Origin of the sequence: Brachybacterium fresconis (genome assembly GCF_017876515.1) — a bacterium.
Taxonomy (GTDB): Bacteria; Actinomycetota; Actinomycetes; order Actinomycetales; family Dermabacteraceae; genus Brachybacterium; species Brachybacterium fresconis.
Genome location: NZ_JAGIOC010000001.1, coordinates 4,543,826 through 4,563,501, shown reverse-complemented (window position 1 = coordinate 4,563,501; position 19,676 = coordinate 4,543,826). Strand labels below are relative to the sequence as shown.

16 protein-coding genes are annotated in these 19,676 nt (G+C 71.3%); 1 reads left to right on the top strand and 15 read right to left on the bottom strand.

What is annotated here, in order from left to right; genetic code table 11:
• Positions 1–370: 370 nt before the first annotated feature.
• Positions 371–1,069, bottom strand: a complete 699-nt coding sequence (locus JOF44_RS20235; RefSeq protein WP_209895541.1) for a demethylmenaquinone methyltransferase — start codon at positions 1,067–1,069, stop codon at positions 371–373.
• Between the two features lie 141 nt (positions 1,070–1,210).
• Here JOF44_RS20235 and serC point away from each other — a divergent pair, with 141 nt between their 5' ends.
• A complete protein-coding gene (gene serC, locus JOF44_RS20230) occupies positions 1,211–2,368 on the top strand; it encodes a phosphoserine transaminase (RefSeq protein ID WP_209895539.1) in 1,158 nt (385 codons plus the stop codon).
• Between the two features lie 114 nt (positions 2,369–2,482).
• Here serC and JOF44_RS20225 read toward each other — a convergent pair whose 3' ends face one another.
• From JOF44_RS20225 to glmU, 14 genes are all read right to left on the bottom strand, one after another.
• Positions 2,483–2,980, bottom strand: coding sequence for a MarR family winged helix-turn-helix transcriptional regulator (locus JOF44_RS20225; protein ID WP_209895538.1), 498 nt, complete (start codon positions 2,978–2,980; stop codon positions 2,483–2,485).
• The gene (locus tag JOF44_RS20220; protein WP_209895536.1) at positions 2,980–4,482 is read right to left on the bottom strand and encodes an NCS2 family permease; all 1,503 of its coding nucleotides are present in this window, start codon (positions 4,480–4,482) and stop codon (positions 2,980–2,982) included. Before JOF44_RS20220 ends, JOF44_RS20225 begins: the two co-directional genes overlap by 1 nt.
• A 52-nt stretch (positions 4,483–4,534) precedes the next feature.
• On the bottom strand, positions 4,535–5,332 hold the full coding sequence (gene nagB / locus JOF44_RS20215) for a glucosamine-6-phosphate deaminase (RefSeq protein ID WP_209895534.1): 798 nt from the start codon (positions 5,330–5,332) through the stop codon (positions 4,535–4,537).
• Positions 5,333–5,599: 267 nt separating this feature from the next.
• Positions 5,600–6,973 carry an NAD(P)/FAD-dependent oxidoreductase gene (locus JOF44_RS20210; RefSeq protein ID WP_209895532.1) on the bottom strand — a complete coding sequence of 458 codons (1,374 nt, stop codon included), beginning with the start codon at positions 6,971–6,973 and terminating at the stop codon, positions 5,600–5,602.
• Between the two features lie 147 nt (positions 6,974–7,120).
• On the bottom strand, positions 7,121–8,074 hold the full coding sequence (locus JOF44_RS20205) for a Ppx/GppA phosphatase family protein (RefSeq protein WP_209896272.1): 954 nt from the start codon (positions 8,072–8,074) through the stop codon (positions 7,121–7,123).
• Positions 8,075–8,076: 2 nt separating this feature from the next.
• Positions 8,077–8,640 carry a DUF501 domain-containing protein gene (locus JOF44_RS20200; RefSeq protein ID WP_342591878.1) on the bottom strand — a complete coding sequence of 188 codons (564 nt, stop codon included), beginning with the start codon at positions 8,638–8,640 and terminating at the stop codon, positions 8,077–8,079.
• On the bottom strand, positions 8,637–9,332 hold the full coding sequence (locus JOF44_RS20195; RefSeq protein ID WP_209895530.1) for an FtsB family cell division protein: 696 nt from the start codon (positions 9,330–9,332) through the stop codon (positions 8,637–8,639). The genes JOF44_RS20200 and JOF44_RS20195 overlap by 4 nt, the downstream gene beginning before the upstream one ends.
• A gap of 30 nt (positions 9,333–9,362) precedes the next feature.
• Positions 9,363–10,655, bottom strand: coding sequence for a phosphopyruvate hydratase (gene eno / locus JOF44_RS20190; protein ID WP_209895528.1), 1,293 nt, complete (start codon positions 10,653–10,655; stop codon positions 9,363–9,365).
• Positions 10,656–10,721: 66 nt separating this feature from the next.
• Positions 10,722–11,585 carry a MazG nucleotide pyrophosphohydrolase domain-containing protein gene (locus JOF44_RS20185; RefSeq protein ID WP_342591877.1) on the bottom strand — a complete coding sequence of 288 codons (864 nt, stop codon included), beginning with the start codon at positions 11,583–11,585 and terminating at the stop codon, positions 10,722–10,724.
• Between the two features lie 10 nt (positions 11,586–11,595).
• Complete coding sequence (mfd, locus tag JOF44_RS20180; protein ID WP_209895526.1) at positions 11,596–15,273, bottom strand: transcription-repair coupling factor; 3,678 nt, start codon at positions 15,271–15,273, stop codon at positions 11,596–11,598.
• Positions 15,270–15,884: an aminoacyl-tRNA hydrolase gene (gene pth, locus JOF44_RS20175; protein WP_209895524.1), complete on the bottom strand. Its 615-nt coding sequence runs from the start codon at positions 15,882–15,884 to the stop codon at positions 15,270–15,272. The genes mfd and pth overlap by 4 nt, the downstream gene beginning before the upstream one ends.
• A 300-nt stretch (positions 15,885–16,184) precedes the next feature.
• Complete coding sequence (locus tag JOF44_RS20170; protein ID WP_209895523.1) at positions 16,185–16,805, bottom strand: 50S ribosomal protein L25/general stress protein Ctc; 621 nt, start codon at positions 16,803–16,805, stop codon at positions 16,185–16,187.
• A gap of 373 nt (positions 16,806–17,178) precedes the next feature.
• On the bottom strand, positions 17,179–18,159 hold the full coding sequence (locus JOF44_RS20165) for a ribose-phosphate diphosphokinase (RefSeq protein ID WP_209895521.1): 981 nt from the start codon (positions 18,157–18,159) through the stop codon (positions 17,179–17,181).
• Entirely contained in the window at positions 18,156–19,655 is a 1,500-nt protein-coding gene (gene glmU, locus JOF44_RS20160; protein WP_209895518.1) for a bifunctional UDP-N-acetylglucosamine diphosphorylase/glucosamine-1-phosphate N-acetyltransferase GlmU, read from the bottom strand. Before glmU ends, JOF44_RS20165 begins: the two co-directional genes overlap by 4 nt.
• Positions 19,656–19,676 lie beyond the last annotated feature (21 nt).

The following is a 19,676-nucleotide window of genomic DNA, read 5'->3' as shown; positions in this document are numbered from 1 at the left end:
TCAGAGATCCGAACCTTTCGGCTCATCAGCTCCGGGGCAACCCTTATAACTTACGGGTTCCGGTCCTCCATGTCAACTCGGTGGGATGTGACCCCCGCCGCGCCAACTCCTTCCGGAGAGACCTGCCGTGCCTCGTCAGACCGAGATTCCCGGGCCAGCCTTCCGGCCTTTCCGCTGTCCCGACCTGCTGGGCACGAGTAAGAACATTACGCAGGTCGCCAGCACCCGTCAAGCCAGAACGGGCTGTGCGGCCGTGTGCTGCGACACATCATCGGGGCCCGGGTGACACTGCAGGTCAGAGCGCCTTTGTGTGCCGCCCGGAGCGGTCCTCGTCCGCCGACGGGCGGTGCGGCTGCGCGCTGCCGCACCCTCAGGTGTGAGGCACGACCCCGCGGTGCAGGGCGACGATCCCCCCGGTGAGGTTCCGGTACTGGGCCCGGACGAGGCCGGCGTCCGTGAACCAGCGGCGCAGCGACTCCTGGTCGGGCCACTCCAGAATCGACTCGGCCAGGTAGTCGTAGGCTTCCGCGCTCGTGGCGACCCTCCGGGCGACCGCCGGGAGCGCACGCAGCAGGTACTTCTCGTAGACCGTCCGGAAGAGCGTGGACGTGGGGGTCGAGAACTCGCAGACGACAACCCGTCCTCCCGGTCGGACGACGCGCATCATCTCGGCCAGGGCGGTCCTCGGGCTGTGCACGTTGCGCAGGCCGAAGGAGATCACGGCGGCACCGAAGGAGTCGTCGGCGAAGGGCAGGTGCTGCGCGTCCGCACCGATGAACGGGACGGGGGCCCCGCGGCGTCGGCCCTCGGCCATCATCCCGAGGGAGAAGTCGGCGGCGACGACGCGAGCGCCGACGCGGGCGATCGCCGTGGAGGAGGTCCCGGTGCCTGCCGCGAGATCGAGCACCGTGTCCTCGGCCTCGATCTCCAGCGCGTCGACCATGGCGGCACGCCACATCTGAACCTGTCCCAAGGCGGCGACGTCGTTCATGAGGTCGTATCGTCCGGCGATGCTGTCGAACATCCCCGCGACGTCGTACGGCTGCTTGTCGAGATCGGCACGGCTCATGCTCCGATCTTCCCACGGCTCCCCTCCGACCGGGTGCGGGACACGGACCGCTCCGGGGCCGGCTGCCGCGGCCTGGCAGGATGGGCACCCCCGCCGCCGGATCCACCGACGGTACCGCTCACGCATCTCCAGGAGCAGCCGATGTCCGAAGCCCGCACCGCACGCGCCGAGACCATCCGTGGTCTGTCGATCCCCCGGGAGCTGCTCCCGGCGGACGGTCGGTTCGGCTCCGGTCCCTCCCGCGTCCGCCCGGCGCAGGTCGATGCGCTGAGCTCCGTGTCCCATTCGGTGCTGGGCACCTCGCACCGCCAGGCCCCCGTCAAGCAGCTCGTCGGCCGGATCCGGGCCGGTCTGCGTGAGCTGTTCTCGCTGCCGGAAGGCTACGAGGTCGCGCTCGGCAACGGCGGATCGACGGCGTTCTGGGATGTCGCCGCCCTGGGGCTGATCGAACGTCGCTCGCAGCACCTGGTCCTCGGGGAGTTCTCCCAGAAGTTCGCGACCGAGGTCGCCGACGCCCCACACCTCGAGGATCCCGAGATCGTCCGGGCCGACCCCGGCGCTCTCCCGGCCCCGGTGGCCCGCGAGGGTGTCGACGCCTACGCCTGGCCCCACAACGAGACCTCCACAGGAGTGATGGCGCCTGTGCGCCGTCCCGGAGCCGCAGGCTCTGACCAGCTGGTCCTGGTCGATGCCACCTCGGCCGCGGGTGGGGTGATGGTGGACGTCGCCCAGACCGACGCGTACTACTTCGCCCCGCAGAAGGCGTTCGCCTCCGACGGCGGGCTCTGGATCGCCCTCCTCTCCCCGTCCGCGATCGAGCGGGCACAGCGCCTCGCCTCCTCCGCGGATCGATGGATTCCCTCGTTCCTCTCCCTGACCAGCGCGATCGAGAACTCGCGCAAGGATCAGACCCTCAACACTCCGGCGGTGGCGACCCTGGTGCTGATGGCGGAGCAGATCGACTGGATGCTCGACCAGGGCGGTCTCGCCTGGGCGGATGATCGCACGGCCGCCACCAGCGGGATGCTCCAGGAGTGGGCCGCCCGACGCCCGGAGATCACGCCCTTCGTGAGCGACCCGCAGGCCCGCTCGCAGGTCGTGACCACGCTGGATGTCGAGGACTCGATCGACGCCACGGCCATCACCGCCGTGCTGCGCGCCCACGGAGTGCTCGATATCGAGCCGTATCGCAAGCTGGGACGCAATCAGCTGCGCATCGCGACCTTCCCGGCCGTCGGGGAGGACGACGTCGCCGCGCTGCTCGCCGTGCTCGACCACGTGCTGGACCGCTCCGCCTGATCCGCGCGGGCCCGTGAGCCCGCCCGCCGCGCGACGGCCGGACCACCCTCGCGGTGGTCCGGCCGTTCTCCGTCCTGGGCACGGGGGCGGGCACGTCCCGTCGCCCCGCGACGTTCAGTCGCGGCGTTCGACCAGCGTGCGTCGCAGCAGAGCCGTCGCCTCACGGAGGGTCCGACGCTCCTGCGGTCCCGCCGCCTGGAGTCGGCGTCGCAGCCAGGCGTCGCGCTCGGCGCGCCCCTGAAGAACGACCTGTTCGCCGCTGTCCGTGAGCGCGACCTGCACCTGGCGCCCATCCCCGGGATGCGCGGAGCGCCGTACCAGGCCGGCTTCCTCGAGGCGACCCAGCATCCGGGTCATCACCGGCGGGCTGACGTGCTCGAAGTCCGCCAGCGCCCCGGGCGTCGAGGTCCCCGAGCGCTGCAGGAACGCGAGCACCGAGAACTGGGAGGCGGAGACCTCTTCCGAGGCGGTGTGGGACCGCAGGATCCGGGAGGAGACCAGCAGCAGCCGACGCAGCTCGGCCGCCAGCTCGGTGACCTCGTCGCTCTCGTCGGCCGCGGGCGCGTCGGCCCTGTCGGACCCGTCGGACCCCTCCCGGCCGCCGCGTGCCATCACAGCACCAGGCCCTCGAGGGCGCCGCGCAGGAAGTACACGATGAACAGCGCCGCGATGACGTACATGAGCCAGTGCACTTCGCGCGCCTTGCCGCGGACCAGCCGGATCAGGACGTACATCAGGAAGCCGGCTCCCATGCCGACCGTGATCGAGTACGCGAAGGGCATCAGGATGATGGTGAGGAACGACGGCAGGGCGACCTCGATGTCGGTGAAGTCCAGATCGGAGATCTGCGTCATCATCAGGAAGCCGACCATCACCAGGGCGGGGGTGGCCGCCTCGTAGGGCACCAGGGCCACCAGCGGGGACAGGAAGGTCGTCAGCAGGAACGCGACGCCGACCACGACGGAGGCGAGACCGGTGCGCGCCCCTTCGGCGACGCCAGAGGTGGATTCGACGAAGCTGGTGTTGGAGGAGACACCGCCCGCGCCGCCGGCGATGGCGGCCACCGAGTCCACCACCAGGATCCGCTGGGAGTAGGGGATCTCCCCCGTCTCGTCGACGAGGTCCGCCTCGGAGCCGACCGCGACCATCGTGCCCATCGTGTCGAAGAAGTCGGCCAGCAGCAGGGAGAAGACGATGATGATCGCCCCGATGCCACCGGCGGCCGTGATGCCTCCGATCGGGTCGACGGTCAGCAGGGTCGCGAAGTCCGGGGCCTTGATCGGGAACTCGGTGATCGTCGGGACGTTCATCGCCCAGCCCCCGGGGTTCCCGCCGGCGCCGCTGTCGTCGGGGGCGGCGAAGGCCCCCAGATGCGTGAAGCGCTCGATGACGATCGCCAGGACCGTCGCGGAGATGATCGCGATGAGGATCGCTCCGGGGACCTTGCGCACCCAGAGGACGAACATCAGCAGCAGTCCGGCCACGAACACGAAGGTCGGCCAGCCGGTCAGGGAGCCGTCGTTGCCCAGCTGCACGGGCGTGCCGGTCGCGGTGGTCACGAACTTCGCGTTGAACAGGCCAAGGAAAGCGATGAACAGGCCGATCCCGACGGCGATCGCGGTCTTGAGGAACGGGGGGACGGCGTTGAAGACCGCCTTGCGGAACCCGGTCAGGACGAGGATCAGGATGACCACGCCCTCGAGCAGGACCAGCCCCATGGCCCCGCCCCAGGTCATTCCGGGCAGGGGCACCACCGAGTACGCGATGTAAGCGTTCAGGCCGAGCCCGGTCGCCAGCGCCAGGGGGAACTTCGCCCAGGCCCCCATGAAGATGCTCAGCAGGCCCGCGATCAGGGCGGTGCCGGCGGCCACCGCCGGCAGGTTGGGCTCCGATCCCCCGCCCAGGAACTGGCCGGTCGAGTCCGGCACGGTGCCGATGATCAGCGGGTTCAGCACCACGATGTAGCACATCGAGAAGAATGTGACCAGGCCGCCGCGGATCTCGCGCGAGAGCGTCGAGCCCCGCTCGGAGATCCGGAAGAACCGGTCGAATCCGCTGGACGGTGCCGTGACCGCCGACGAGGGCGAGGAGGAGGGGGGATCGACCTTCTGCATGCCAGCGATCGTATCCGTCCCTCCCCCGCGGGGTCTCCCCCGGCCCGCGGCGTCAGCTGTGAGCTGCGACCGTTCCGGTCTGCTCGAGGCTGCGGGCGTACCGGTAGTAGTCGGCGAGCTCGAGCCGGGAGGCGGCCGCCTCATCCACCACGACGGTCACGTCCGGGTGCAGCTGGAGGCTGGTGGCGGGCCAGCGCGCGCTGATCGCGCCCTCGGCGAGCTGGGCCACGGCCTCGGCCTTGCCCTCGCCGGTCGCGGTCAGCACGATGCGGCGCGCCTCCCGGATCGTCCCCAGGCCCTGGCTGAGCGCGCGGACGGGGACGTCCTCGGCGTTCTCGAAGAACCGTGCGTTGTCGGCGATCGTCCGACGGGTCAGGCCGACGACGCGGGTGCGGGACGCCAGGGAGCTGCCCGGCTCGTTGAAGGCGATGTGCCCGTTGGACCCGATCCCGAGGATCTGCAGATCCACCCCGCCGGCCTCGCCGATCCGTCGGTCATAGTCCGCGGCCTCCGCGGCCGGATCGGCGGCGGCGCCGTCGGGCGAGTGGACGGCGGCGTCCTCGATGTCGACGTGGGAGGTGAAGTTCTCCCGGATGAAGCGGTGGTAGCTCTGCTCGTGGCCGGGGGGCAGACCGACGTACTCGTCCAGCAGGAAGGCCTGCACCCCCGCGAAGGAGAGTCGCTCCTCGCGGTGGCGACGGATCAGCTCGGTGTAGGCGGGGACCGGGGAGGATCCGGTGGCCAGCCCGAGGACCGTGCCGTCCGCGGCGGTCTCCCGCAGCGTCCGTGCGAAGACGTCGGCGACCGCCTGCGCCCCCTCGGCGGCGTCGGTCACGATGTGGATCTCCATGAGGTCCCTTCCTCCTGGTCCTCCCGGCTCGGCCGCTGCGGCCCCGGGATCTGGTCGTACCTGCTCATGTGGTGGAGGACATGAGCATACTTCGTCATCGTCCGAGGACGCGTCGGCGCTGTCCGACGACGCGTCACGGGCCACTCCGGCGCAACCGTCGGGCCCGGAACGTTCGACCCGGACGCGGCGAGGCACCGCCGCATCCGGTGCGGCGGTGCCTCGATCGGGGCGGGGAGCGGGGTCAGCCGACCACCGCGCCCGGCCGGATCACTTCTTCTTGCCGGTGTTCGCGGCGTACTCGAAGGCCGCGCGCGGGGTCGAGTTCTCGGGGATGCCGATGATGTCGCGACGGGAGATCAGGTTGGTCGCCCAGCCCGCGATGACTGCCGCCTTCCGGCCGAAGGTCGGCATCGCGTACACGTGGTACGAACGAGCCATGACCCAGGCCGGCAGGCCGCGGATGTCGATCTCCTTGTCGGCCAGGTTCAGGCGACCCACGCCCTTGTACATGCCCAGGGTCGCCATGACGCCGAGGTTCTTGTGGTAGTAGTCCACCAGCGGACGACCCTGCACGGACCGGGCGATGTTGTCCGCGATGCGCTTGCCCTGTCGCACGGCGTGCTGGGCGTTGGGCGGGCAGAACTTGCCCTCGCCCGAGGCGAGGTCCGGCACCGCGGCGCAGTCGCCGCCGGTGAACACGTTCTCCAGCGGCCCGTCGGTGCCGTTGACGCGGAGGTCGGCCAGCGCGTCGAGCTTGCCCATCATGGGGCCGCGCTCGGAGATGACCGGCAGGTCGGAGGTCTCGTCGTCGCCGAGCACCGGGTTCGGCTTGACGCCCGCGTTCCACACCAGCATCCCCGACTCGAACTCGTCGCCGTCGCTGGTCTTGATGACGCCGTCCTCGACGGAGTTCAGGAAGGTCTCGAGCTTGACCTCGACACCGCGCTCGCGCAGCTGGTTCAGGACGTAGGCCCGCTGGTCCTCGGTGAGCTCCGGGAATACGAACGGGGCGGCGTCGATCAGCACGAAGCGGATGTCCGAGGCGTGCAGGTCCGGGTAGTAGCGCAGGGCGTCGCGGACCATGTCCTCGGCCTCGGCGACCGCCTCACCGCCGGCGAAGCCGCCGCCGACGTAGGTGAACGTGAGCAGACGCTTGCGGATCTTCGGGTCCTTGGTGGACGCGGCCTCGGCGAGGCTGGAGAGGATGCGGTCGCGGACGGCCACGGCCTCCTCGACCTGCTTGAAGCCGATGGCGTTCTCCGCCAGGCCCGGGATCGGCAGCAGCCGCGGGACGGAGCCGAGGCCGACGACGAGGTAGTCGTAGGAGATCTCGAGCTGGACGTCCTCCTCGGTGCTGACCACGACGGTGTTCTCCGCGCTGCGGATCTGGGAGACCGCGCCGGTGACGACCTTGGTGCCCGTGAGCATCTTGCGCAGCGGGGCGAGCACGTTGCGGGGATCGATGCTGCCCGCGCCGACCTCGGGGAGGAAGGGTGCGTACGTCATGTACGGCCGCGGGTCGACGATCGTGATGGCGACCTCGGAGCCGAGGGTCTTGCGCAGATCGGACGCAGTCGTCAGGCCGACGGAACCGCCGCCGAGGATCAGGACATGGGGCTTACCGCCGAAAGTGGTGTTCATGGACCCCAGCCTAGAACTCAGGGGGCCCGGAGACAAAAACGGCACCATCCATGGACACGCCCTGCCGCGGGCCGTCCCCTCGGTGCTGCCTGCCCACCCTGCGGACCGATCGCACGCGGCGCTGCGCGCGATCCCGCCCGAGGTCCTTCAGATCCTGCGATCCAGCAGGTCCAGGGCGATTCCGTCCAGGATGTCATGTTCGCTGGTGCGTGTCCGGCTGATCCCGGAGGCCGTGGCCACCCGGTCCATGATGCGCGACCAGATCAGCGCCCCGGCGCCGATCACGTCGATGCGGCCAGGATGGATCATCCGGTGCTCGGCACGCTGCGCCCGCGTGCGCGAGAGCAGGTCACGGCACACCTTCTCGACATCGTCGATGCGCAGGGTGGCGCCGTGGGTGACGTCGGGCCGATAGTCCTGCAGGCCTTCCGCGACGGCCGTGATCGTGGTCACGGTGCCGGCGACTCCGATCAGTGCCGTGGCCTGCTGGAGCGGCACCGCGGCGGCGGCCTCGTCGACCATCGCATCGACGTCGGCGGTGGCGGCGGCGATCTCCTCGGCGGTGGGCGGGTCGGTGACCAGGTGCCGCTCAGTCAGACGGACCGAACCGATGTCCAGGCTGATGCGGTGGGTGGGGGTCTCGGTCCCGAGCACCAGCTCGGTGGACCCTCCCCCGATATCGACGACCAGGCGCGGCCCCTCGGGCAGGCCCGGGACGGTGCTGACGGCGCCGCGGAAGGAGAGCGCCGCCTCCTCGCCGCCGCTGATCACCTCGGGGGTGACACCGAGGATCTGCTGGATGCCGCCGATGAACTCGTCGCGGTTGGCGGCATCGCGGGTGGCCGAGGTCGCGACGAAGCGCACATCGGCGGGCGCGACCCCGTGGTGGTCGATGAGCTCGCGGTAGCGCCGGGCCGCCTCGAGCGTGCGCTCGATCGCCACCGGGTCGAACCGGCCGGTGCGGTCCACCCCGAGGCCGAGGCGCACCATCTCCAGGCGCCTGTCCAGGTCGACCAGCGCACCGGTGGTCTCGTCGCGCCGGGCGATGAGCAGGCGGATGGAGTTGGTGCCGCAGTCGATCGCGGCCACGGGGGCGGACAGGCTCATCGTGCGGGCTCCTCGTCGGTGGCGGGCTCCTCGGTCCCCGTGCTGGAACAGCGACAGACCAGGTCCGGCAGCACCCCGTCGAGCGTCGCGAGCACCTCGTCGGCGACGGGGTTGACGCCCGGCCCCTCGGCCAGCGCCTGGCCCGCCAGAGCATGGAGGCACTTGACGCGGGTGGGCATGCCGCCCGCGCTGATGTGGCGGACCTCGTCGGCCTCCCCGATCTCCGCGCGGCGGGCGAGGTAGCGCTCATGGGCGCGGCGGTATCCGGCGGCGAGCTCCTCGTCGACGGCGAGCCGGTCGCTGAGCTCGGCCATCAGTCCCGTCGACTCGAGCCGGGAGAGCTCCAGCGTCAGCCACGGGAGGGTGAGGTAGAGCGAGGTGGGGAAGGGGGTTCCGTCCTCCAGGCGGGGGGCGGTGCGGACCACGGCGGGGCGGCCGCAGCCGCAGCGGCGCGCGACGGAGACCACGCCGCGCATGTCCCGGCCGAGCTGCTGGCGCATGACCGCCAGATCGCGGGAGTCCGCCGGGGTCTCGTACGGCAGGGGGGCAAGTGCTGTCACTGGTCGGGGTCCTGATCGGTGGTGTCGGCGGGATCCTCCTCGGGCACGTCCTCGTCCGTGGACCCGGTCTCGTCCGGGATGTCCTCGGGAGTCAGGCGGCTGGCGCCTTCGACGCTCTTCCAGAGCGTCGAGAACCATTCACCCTCCTGAGCCTCCTCGGCGGCCTGCTCGGCCTCGGTGAGGGGGACGTCCTGCCCGGAGGTGTCGGTGAGGCGGTACTGGGTCTCCCCCGGCATCGCGAAGAGCAGCCGCTCGCGGGCGCGCGCGGCGACGAAGGCCGGGTCCTCCCAGCGGGCGACCTGCTCACGCAGCGTCTCCACGTCCTGCTCCTGCTTCTCGACCTGTGTCTGCAGCTCGGAGAGCTGCTGGCGCTGGGCGACGTAGGAGTTGATCGTGGGGACCAGGGCGGCCAGGGCGATCACGACGAGCGCGACCAGCGCGAGGGTGCGGCGGGTGATGGTGATGCCGGGGCCGTCCTCCTCCGCGCCGCGTGGGGCGGTGCTGCGCGGACGCGACGCGGGGGCCGGTCCGCGGCTGCGGCTGCGGGACGGGGACCCCTCCGGGACGCCGCCGCGCGAGGAGCCGCTGCGGGAGGAGGCGCGGGCCGCCGGTCTCGCCCCGGGGCGACGGGCCCCGGACGCAGAGACCGGGCGCCTCGCTGTTCGCGGGGCGCCCGGACGTCTGCTGCTCATGCCCAGAGGTTACAACCTCTGCCTGGGCTCTCAGACGGAGAAACGCGGGGAGCGGGGGAACGCGGAGGCGCCCGCGTAGCGCGCGGCGTCGTCCAGCTCCTCCTCGATCCGCAGCAGCTGGTTGTACTTGGCCACGCGCTCGCCGCGGGCCGGGGCGCCCGACTTGATCTGGCCGCAGTTGGTGGCCACGGCGAGGTCGGCGATCGTGGTGTCCTCGGTCTCCCCGGAGCGGTGGGACATCATGGCCTTGAAGCCCGCGCGGTGCGCGAGGTCCACGGCGTCGAGCGTCTCGGACAGCGATCCGATCTGGTTGACCTTCACCAGCAGGGCGTTCGCGGAGCCCTCGGTGATGCCGCGGCCCAGACGCTCGGGGTTGGTGACGAACAGGTCGTCGCCGACAAGCTGGACCTTCGCCCCGACCCGGTCGGTCATGGCCTTCCAGCCCTCCCAGTCGTCCTCGTCCAGCGGGTCCTCGATGGAGACCAGCGGGTACGCGTCGACCAGCTCGGCGTAGTAGTCGATGAGCTCGGCCGAGGTCTTCTTCGCGCCCTCGAAGGTGTACGCGCCGTCCTCGAAGAACTCGGAGGCGGCGACGTCCAGGGCCAGGGCCACGTCCTTGCCCGCCTCGAAGCCGGCCTTGCCGATGGCCTCGACGATCAGGTCCAGGGCCGCACGGTTGGACTCCAGATTCGGGGCGAAGCCGCCCTCGTCGCCGAGACCGGTGGCCAGGCCGCGCTCCTTGAGCACGGCCTTCAGGGCATGGTAGACCTCGGCGCCGACGCGCAGCGCCTCGCGGAAGGTCTCCGCACCGATCGGGGCGATCATGAACTCCTGGATGTCGACGTTGGAGTCCGCGTGGGAACCGCCGTTGAGGATGTTCATCATCGGCACCGGCAGGATGTGCGCGTTGGGGCCGCCGACGTACTGGTACAGCGGCACGCCCGCCGAGTCCGCGGCGGCGCGGGCCACCGCGAGGGAGACGCCGAGGATGGCGTTGGCGCCGAGCGTGCCCTTGTTGGACGTGCCGTCGAGCTCGATCATCGCGGCGTCGATCGCACGCTGCTCCTGGACGTCCATGCCCAGGATCTTCGGCTGGATGTCGGCGACGACCGCCGAGACGGCCTCCTCCACACCCTTGCCCAGGTAACGGTCCTTGTCGCCGTCACGGCGCTCGACCGCCTCGAAGGCACCGGTGGAGGCGCCGGAGGGCACCGCAGCGGTGGCGAAGGTCCCGTCGTCGAGGAGGATCTCGACCTCGACGGTGGGATTGCCTCGGGAGTCGAGGATCTCGCGGGCGTGAACGGCATCGATCAGAGCGGCCATGGGCTGTTCCTTCCTACAGGGCGACAAGCGGTCACGGCGGTCGGCGCTGACCGTCCGCGAACCAGTCTAGGCCGTCGGGCCGCCGGCACCCTGCCCGGGCCGCTCATCGACCCTGCCGGGCCTCGCAGGAGCTCCGCCGGTCTCCGCGATGGCCGCGGGGTCCGCGGTGTCCGCGGTGTCCCCGGTGTCCTGCGGACGCAGCCGCGCCAGCAGGGCTCGCAGCGCGGTCTCGGGGTCGTCGTCCCGGGCCTCGGCGGCGACGACGAGGTCGAGCAGCGCGCGGCCGAGGTCACCGCCGAACTCCTCGGTGTCCGCAGCGGCGGCCGCGTGGTCGGCCGCGGCCAGCAGCTGCTCGAGCTGCCCGTCGGAGCGGGCGCGGTGGACGATCTTCGCGGCGGTCTGCAGGGCGGGCAGCCGAGCGGGGATGCCGTCGGCCCATCCCCGGGGGCGGTCGCCGGAGGCACGACGCTCGGCGGCCTTGACGGCGTGCCACTGCGCGATGATCTCCTCGACGTCCTCGCGGTCGTTCAGGGCCTGCTCGCGGTGGGAGGCGAAGATGTGGGGATTGCGCCGTTCCATCTTGGCGATGAAGGAACGGGCCACGTCGTCCACGTCCCAGGCGGGATCCTCCTCCTGGCCGATGCGGGCGTGGAACAGGATCTGGAACAGCAGGTCCCCGAGCTCGTCGGGCAGCGCCCCGGGCCCGTGGGCCGCGGGATCGTCGATCACCTCGAGCACCTCGTGGGTCTCCTCCAGCAGGTATCGCGCGAGCGAGGCATGGCTCTGCTGGTGGGTCCAGGCGTCGCCGTCGGCCGCACGCAGGGCCTCCATCACCTCCACGGCGCGCAGCAGCGCGGTCCCGCGGGGCGCGGGGCCGACCGCGCGAGGTGCAGGCTCGTCGGGGCCGGTCCGGTTCTCGTCGTCGCTCACGGAGGCGAGGCTACTTCCCTCCGGCCTGACCTGTGCTCCGGGTCGCGCCGCCCTCCCTGCCGTGATCCGTGCCCCGCTGCGCGCTCTCGACCTCGCCCGGGATCGTCGGGGCCGTCATCGCCTCGGCGGCCTCGGGCACGAGGGTGCGCAGCACCTGGCGGGCCCAGTCCAGCAGCTCGTGGTCCCGCAGCTCGGTGCCGCCGAAGCGGGCGGTCATGGGTCGGGGCACCATCACCTGGCGGGTGGCGGGCTTGAGCAGGGTGCCCGGGTAGAGGCGCTTCATCCGCATCGCGGCGGAGTCGGGCACCTCCAGGTGGGCGAAGCGGATCATCTTGCCCTGCGCCTGCACCTCGTCGACGCCGGCGGCCCGGGCGTCGATCCGGAAGCGCGCCACGTCCAGCAGCACCTCGACCGGCGGGGGCGGGGCACCGTAGCGGTCGGTGAGCTCGGCGCGGATCTGCTCGATCTCGGAGACCTCGCGGACGGCCGAGAGCTTGGAGTACGCCTCCAGCCGCAGCCGCTCGGAGCCGATGTAGTCGTGGGGGACGTGGGCGTCCAGCGGCAGCTCGACCCGGATCTCCTTCTCCGGCGCCGAGCTCTCGCCGCGGAAGGCCGCCACGGCCTCCCCCACCATGCGCACGTACAGGTCGAAGCCGACCCCGGCGATGTGCCCGGACTGCTCGCCGCCCAGCAGGTTCCCGGCGCCGCGGATCTCGAGGTCCTTCATGGCCACCTGCATGCCCGCGCCGAGGTCGGTGTTGGTCGCGAGGGTGGTGAGTCGGTCGTGCGCGGTCTCCGTCAGCGGCTTGGTGGCGTTGTAGAGGAAGTAGGCGTAGGCCCGCTCGCTGGAGCGGCCCACGCGTCCGCGCAGCTGATGCAGCTGGGAGAGGCCGAACTTGTCGGCGTTCTCGACGATCAGGGTGTTGGCGTTGGCGATGTCCAGCCCGGTCTCGACGATGGTGGTGCACACCAGCACGTCGAAGTCGCGCTCCCAGAAGTCGACGATGACCCGCTCCAGCTGGTGCTCGTGCATCTTGCCGTGGGCGACCTGGACCCGGGCGTCGGGCACCAGCTCCCGCAGGTGCGCGGCGACGCGGTCGATGTCCTCGACCCGGTTGTGGATGTAGAACACCTGGCCCTCGCGCAGCAGCTCGCGGCGGATGGCCGCGGTGACCTGCTTGTCCTCCTGGGCGCCGACGTAGGTGAGCACCGGATGGCGCTCCTCCGGCGGGGTGGCCAGGATCGACATCTCCCGGATGCCGGTGACGGCCATCTCCAGGGTGCGCGGGATCGGGGTGGCCGACATCGCCAGCACGTCGACGTTCGTGCGCAGGGCCTTGAGGGTCTCCTTGTGCTCGACGCCGAAGCGCTGCTCCTCATCGACGATCAGCAGGCCCAGATCCTTGAAGCGCACGTTGCCGGTCAGCAGGCGGTGGGTGCCGATGACGATGTCGACGCTGCCGTCGGCGATCCCCTGGATGGTCCGCTCGGAGTCCGCCGGGCTCTGGAAGCGCGAGAGCCCCCGCACGGTCACCGGGAAGCCGGTGTACCGCTCGGCGAAGGTGTCCATGTGCTGCTGGGCCAGCAGCGTCGTCGGGGCGAGCACCGCCACCTGCTTGCCCTCCTGGACGGCCTTGAACGCGGCGCGCACGGCGATCTCGGTCTTGCCGTAGCCGACGTCGCCGAGGATCAGCCGGTCCATCGGGACGGTCTTCTCCATGTCGGACTTGACGTCGTCGAGGGTGGAGAGCTGGTCCGGGGTCTCGACGAACTCGAAGGCGTCCTCGAGCTCCCGCTGCCACGGGGTGTCGGGGCCGAAGGCGTGGCCGGGCGCGGACTGCCTCGCCGAGTACAGGCGCACCAGCTCATCGGCGATCTCGCGGATCGCCTTGCGGGCGCGGGACTTGGTCTTGGCCCAGTCGGCCCCGCCCATGCGGTTGACGCTGGGCTCCTCGCCGCCGACGTACTTGGTGACCTGGTCCAGCTGGTCGCTGGGGACGTACAGGCGGTCGCCGGGCTGGCCCTTCTTGGAGGGGGCGTACTCGATGACCAGGTACTCGCGGGTGGTGCGCTTCGCGCCGGTGCCGACGGCACGGCGGGTCATCTCGACGAAGCGGCCGACGCCGTGGTGGGCGTGGACGACGTGGTCGCCGGGGCGCAGCTGCAGCGGGTCGACGACGTTGCGCCGCCGCGAGGGCATCTTGCGCTCCTCGCCGCGGCGGGCTCCGGACTTGCCGGTCAGGTCCCGCTCGGAGGCGAGGACCAGCTGGAGGTCCTCGACGACCAGGCCGTCGGGGAAGGGGCCGACGGTCACGACCGCCTCGCCTCCCGCGACCGGCCCGTCGAGGTCGGGGGAGAACACGGCCGGCATGCCCTCGGCGCGGAGGTTCTCCGCGACGTGGCGCGCTCCGCCGGAGCCGACCATGGTGGCCACGACGGACCACCCGTCGGTGCGGCGCTTCTCGAGGTCCTTCGCGGCGTCGCCGGGCTTGCCGGAGTAGCCGGGGTGGGTGTGCGCGGTGGTGGTGAGGTCGACGTCGGCGTCCAGTCCGAAGGCCGCCAGGGTGAACCAGGGGCGGCCGCCCTCGCGGGCGTGCCCCTTCGCCTCGGACAGCGGCACGAAGCTCGCCGCCCCCACATCGAGCGGGAGTCCTCCGCCGGCGGCGGCGCTGGACCACGCGGCGGCGAGGAACTCGTCCGTGGTCGCGACCAGCTCCTCGGCGCGGGCGCGGGCGCGCTCGGGGTCCAGCACCAGGAAGCGGGCCCCGGCGGGGAGGACGTCAGCGACCTGCTCCATGCCGTCGACCAGGACGGGGCTGAGCGATTCCATGCCGTCGGCGGCGATCCCGTCGGCGATGCGCAGCAGCAGATCGCGGGCCCCGGGCAGCTCCTCGGCGACGGCACGGGCCCGCTCCCGCACGGCCGGGGTCAGCAGGATCTCCCGGCACGGCGGGGCGTCGAGCCCGCGCGGGGCGGGATCCAGGGAGCGCTGGTCGGCGACGGAGAAGTAGCGCACGTCGTCGATCTCGTCGCCGAAGAGGTCCACGCGCACCGGATGCGGCTCGGTGGGCGGGAAGACGTCGAGGATGCCGCCGCGCACGGCGAACTCCCCGCGCTTCTCGACCATGTCCACCCGCACGTAGGCGGCATCGACGAGGTCTCGCACCAGGTCCTCGAGGGGGTAGTCCTCGCCGACGGCAGCGCGCACGGAGCGCAGGTCGCCGAGCCCGGTGGCGATCGGCTGCAGCAGCGAGCGCACGGGCATCAGCAGCACGCGCACCGGGTCCTCGGACTCGGGGTGGGCGATGCGGCGCAGGGTCGCCAGACGTCGGGCGACGGTATCGGCGCGCGGGGACAGCCGCTCGTGCGGGAGCGTCTCCCAGGCGGGCAGCTCGGCGACGTGTTCGGTGCCGATCAGGGCCGACAGCGCCGAGCGGAGGTCCTCGAGGGCGCGGGTGGTGGGGGTGACGACCACGAGCGGGTTCTCGGCGGTGGCGCGACGGGCGAGGTCCGCGACGGCGAAGGGGAACAGTCCCGTCGCGGCGACGATGCTGCCGCCCTCGCCGGAGGCGGAGCCCTCCTCGACGAGCGCCCGCAGCGAGGTGAGGTCCTGTCCGTCGGCGAGCTGCTGGAGCAGCGGGCGCAGCGGGGCGCGGGTCGCCGTGGCGGGGAGCGTGTTCGTGGTCATCGTGCCTCTGGGGAGTGGAATCGTTGCTGGGAGGCGGTGAGCCCCTCGAGGACCACGGACTCCACGGCGTCGGCGGCGTCGGAGATCAGCAGTTCGAGGGTCTTGCGCTCGGTGGCGGAGAAGGGGGCGAGCACGTGATCGGCGGTGTCGCGACCTCCTGAGGGGCGACCCACGCCGACGCGGATGCGCAGGTAGTCCTTGGTGCCGAGCGCTGTGGTGATGTCGCGCAGCCCGTTGTGGCCGCCCTCGCCGCCGCCGCTCTTCATCCGGAGCGTGTCGAAGGGGATGTCGACCTCGTCATGGACGACGACGATCCGCTCGGGCGGGATGTCGTAGTAGGACGCGAGCGCCTTCACGGGCCCGCCGGAGACGTTCATGTAGGTGGTCGTCTTGGCGAGGATCACCCGTTCGCCGGAGCCGGGCAGGCCCAGTCGTCCCTCGATCACGACGGCCTGAGCACGGCGCGCCGCGGCGAAGCGGGCGCCGACGGCGCCGGCGATATGGTCCAGCACCATCTGGCCGATGTTGTGCCGGGTCGAGGCGTACTTCGGGCCGGGGTTGCCAAGCCCCACCACCAGGTACGGGCCGGGACGAGAATCGCTCACGGTCATGGACTGCTCCTCGCTGCAGCGTCGACGCCGGCACCGAGCATCCCACCCGGCGCGGCCTGGTCCCGGCCGGTGCCTCCCGCTGTGCGCTCTGCGCTGTGCGCTCTGCGCTGTGCGCTCTGCGCTGTGCGCCCAGCGCCCAGCGCCCAGCGCCCAGCGCCCACCGGCCCCGGATACCGTACCGGGGCGCCACGCAGCGCGCGACGCCCCGGACGATGGGTGTGAGGAAACGAGCGGGCCGATGCGCCGTGGACCCGTGGTCGAGGACTCGGACCGCAGCGCCTCACGGCCTGCTCGATCGGGTCACTCCTGCTCGGCGTCCTCCTCGGACTCCTCGGCGCTCTCCCCGGCCGTCTCCTCGGACTCCTCATCCTCGGGCGCGGGCTCGACGCGCGGCATCTCGACGGAGGCGACGAGGATCTCGGCGTCCGTGACCAGCTCGGCGTCGCCCGGCAGGATGACGTCACCGGCGAAGAGCTGGTAGCCCTCCTCGGCGTCCTCGACCGAGATCTCGATGTGCTCGGGCACGTGGAGCGCGTCGACGGACAGCGTCAGCGTCTGCAGGTCGACCATGGCGATGGCCGGGGCGACCGGCTCGCCGGACAGGATGACCGGGATGTCGACCTCGACCTTCTCGCCGCGGCGGACGGTGATGAGGTCGAGGTGGGTCAGGCTCCGCTTGAGCGGGTGACGCTGGATCTCCTTGATCAGGGCCAGGTGCTGGGTGCCGTCGGCGAGGCCGAGCTCGAGCAGCGCGTTGGGGTTGCGCGCGATCAGAGCGGTCTCGTGGTTGGGCAGGGAGAGGTGCAGCGGGGCCTCGCCGTGGCCGTACAGGACGGCGGGGATGCGCTGATCGGCGCGGAGACGGCGGGCAGCGCCCTTGCCGAAGTCCTCGCGCAGTTCGACGTTCAGCTTCTCAGCCATGATGGGTGCTCCTCGTGGTTGCTGGTGCTCGACGATGAGCGACGCCACGGGGCACTGGGAGCAGGAGCTCCCGGAGATCCGCACCGCGTCGATCACGGAACGGGCTGGTGCCCGCTCCCTCGCCGAAGTGACCCGGTGAGATTAGCACGGTGAGCCCGCGGTGCCGGCGCGGACGTGACGACGATCGCCCGACCTGCGGTGGCCGGCTCGTGGCAGCCGGCCCACGGAAGCCGACCCACGGTGGCCGTGGGCCACGACACGAGAACGACGTTCGGAACACTTTCCGTGACGGAAGGTGTTCCGAACGTCGTTCTCGATGCCGGCGCCGCGCGCTCGGGCCGGGTGATCGGGCCGGGTGATCAGATCACCGGGGTCAGACCTCGCCGTCGAACAGGCTGGTGACCGAGCCGTCGTCGAAGACCGCCCGGATCGCCCGCGCCAGCAGCGGCGCGATCGACAGCTGGGTGAGGCGATCGAACTGCTTCTCCGCCGGCACCGGCAGCGTGTTGGTGCACACGATCTCGCGCACCGCGCTGGACTTGAGGCGCTCCGTCGCGGGGTCCGAGAGGATCGCGTGGGTGGTCGCGATGATGACCGAGTCCGCCCCGTTCGCGATCAGGGCGTCGGAGGCCTGCACGATGGTGCCTGCGGTGTCGATCATGTCGTCGACCAGGATGCAGGTCTTGCCCTCGACGTCACCGATCACGCGCTTGGCGACGGCCTGGTTCGGCTTCTCCGGGTCGCGCGACTTGTGGATGAAGGCGAGGTTCACGCCGCCGAGCTTCTTCGCCCACTGCTCGGCCACGCGGATCCGGCCGGCGTCCGGGGAGACCACGGCGATGTCCTCTTCGCCGTACTTCTCCTGGATGTAGGTGGCGAGGATCGGCAGTGCCATCAGGTGGTCGAGCGGCCGGTTGAAGTAGCCCTGCACCTGCGGGGCGTGGAGGTCGACGGAGATCATGCGGTCGATCCCGGCCGTCTCGTACATGTCCGCGACGAGCCGGGCGGAGATCGGCTCGCGCCCGCGGTGCTTCTTGTCCTGACGGGCGTACGGGAAGCTCGGGGCGATCGCGGTGATCCGCTTGGCCGAGGCGCGCTTGAGCGCATCGATCATGATGAGGTGCTCCATCACCCAGGTGTTGATGGGCGCAGGATGCGACTGCAGCACGAAGACATCGGTGCCGCGCACGGACTCGCCGTAGCGCACGTAGATCTCGCCGTTGGCGAAGTCCCAGGCATCCATCGGCAGGATCTCGACGCCGAGCTCGTCGGCGACCTCCTGGGCGAGGACCGGGTGAGCCCTTCCCGAGGCGAGGACCAGTCGCTTCTCCCCCGTGGTGACGATTCCGCTCATCGCTGCTCGTGCTCCTTGTGCTCCTGGGCGTCTGTGCTGGCCGGCGCATCGGCAGCGGACCGTTCCGCCGAGTCCAGGGCAGCACGTGCCGCGTCCTCGGCCGCGGTCCCCGCGCGGCGTCGCATGGTCCATCCTTCCATGTTCCGCTGCGAGACCGCGTTCACTCCAAGCGCCCCGGGACCGACGTCCTTGCGCACCGTGGTGCCGGCCCCGGTCGCCGCACCGTCGCCGATCGCCACGGGTGCCACCAGCACGTTCTGGGCACCGACGCGCACCTGCTTGCCGACGGTGGTGCGGTTCTTGGTCACCCCGTCGTAGTTGGCGACGATCGTGCCCGCACCGATATTGGTGCCCTCGCCGATCTCGGCGTCGCCCACGTAGCTCAGGTGCGGGACCTTCGCGCCCTGGCCGATCTTCGCGTTCTTGGTCTCGACGAATCCGCCGATCTTGCCCGCCCTCCCGAGATCGGTGCCGGCACGCAGGTAGGAGAAGGGACCGACGTTCGCTTCTTTGCCGATCACGGCGAGCACGGCGTGGGAGCGGACCACCTCGGCGCCGGCACCGACCTCGGTGTCGGCCAGGGTCGTGTCCGGTCCGATCAGCGCGTCCTCGCCGATGTCGGTGGCGCCGTGCAGCTGGACGCCCGGCAGGATCACCGCATCCTGGGCGATCGAGACGTCGGCGTCGATCCAGGTGGTGGAGGGGTCGACGATGGTGACCCCGGCGCGCATGTGGCGCTCGAGGATGCGGCGATTCATCTCGGCGCCGAGCTGGGCGAGCTGGACGCGGTCGTTGACGCCCTCGACCATCATCACGTCGTCGGTCACCACCGCGTGCACGGAGCGCCCGTCCCGACGGGCGATCGAGAGGACGTCGGTCAGGTACATCTCGCCCTGGGCATTGTCGGTGCCGATCCGTCCGAGTGCATCGCGCAGGACGGCCAGGTCGAAGGCGTAGATGCCGGAGTTGATCTCGTCGATCCCCCGCTCCGCCTCCGTGGCGTCCTTGTGCTCGACGATGCCGAGCACCTCCGAGCCGTCCTCGCTGCGCAGGATGCGGCCGTATCCGGCGGGATCGGGAACGCGGGCGGTCAGCACGGTCGCGGCGGCGCCCGCGCTCTCGTGGGCGCCGACGAGCTCCCGCAGGGTCGCCGGATCCAGCAGCGGCACATCGCCGTAGGTGACCAGGACGGTGCCCTCGCTCGCGGCGACCTGGTCGAGGCCGCACTGGACGGCACGGCCGGTTCCCGGCATCTCGTCCTGGTCGGCGACGGTGACCTCGGAAGCGTGCTCGGCGAGGTGCTCGGCGACCCGCTCGCGCTCATGGCGGAGCACCACGACCAGCTCGGAGGGGCTGGTGCCCTCGGCAGCGGTGACCGCATGCACGAGGAGGGATCTGCCTCCGATCTCGTGGAGCACCTTCGGCTTCCGGGACTTCATACGGGTCCCGGCGCCTGCGGCCAGAACGATGACAGCGGCTGGTGCGGGGGATTCCACGTCGGCAGCTCCTCGGGATCG

Bases quoted from the DNA above. Each gene is read 5' to 3' on its own strand.
- JOF44_RS20235 (WP_209895541.1), bottom strand. From the start codon at position 1,069: ATGAGCCGTGCCGATCTCGACAAGCAGCCGTACGACGTCGCGGGGATG.
- serC (WP_209895539.1), top strand. From the start codon at position 1,211: ATGTCCGAAGCCCGCACCGCACGCGCCGAGACCATCCGTGGTCTGTCG.
- JOF44_RS20225 (WP_209895538.1), bottom strand. From the start codon at position 2,980: ATGGCACGCGGCGGCCGGGAGGGGTCCGACGGGTCCGACAGGGCCGAC.
- JOF44_RS20220 (WP_209895536.1), bottom strand. From the start codon at position 4,482: ATGCAGAAGGTCGATCCCCCCTCCTCCTCGCCCTCGTCGGCGGTCACG.
- nagB (WP_209895534.1), bottom strand. From the start codon at position 5,332: ATGGAGATCCACATCGTGACCGACGCCGCCGAGGGGGCGCAGGCGGTC.
- JOF44_RS20210 (WP_209895532.1), bottom strand. From the start codon at position 6,973: ATGAACACCACTTTCGGCGGTAAGCCCCATGTCCTGATCCTCGGCGGC.
- JOF44_RS20195 (WP_209895530.1), bottom strand. From the start codon at position 9,332: ATGAGCAGCAGACGTCCGGGCGCCCCGCGAACAGCGAGGCGCCCGGTC.
- eno (WP_209895528.1), bottom strand. From the start codon at position 10,655: ATGGCCGCTCTGATCGATGCCGTTCACGCCCGCGAGATCCTCGACTCC.
- mfd (WP_209895526.1), bottom strand. From the start codon at position 15,273: ATGACCACGAACACGCTCCCCGCCACGGCGACCCGCGCCCCGCTGCGC.
- pth (WP_209895524.1), bottom strand. From the start codon at position 15,884: ATGACCGTGAGCGATTCTCGTCCCGGCCCGTACCTGGTGGTGGGGCTT.
- JOF44_RS20170 (WP_209895523.1), bottom strand. From the start codon at position 16,805: ATGGCTGAGAAGCTGAACGTCGAACTGCGCGAGGACTTCGGCAAGGGC.
- JOF44_RS20165 (WP_209895521.1), bottom strand. From the start codon at position 18,159: ATGAGCGGAATCGTCACCACGGGGGAGAAGCGACTGGTCCTCGCCTCG.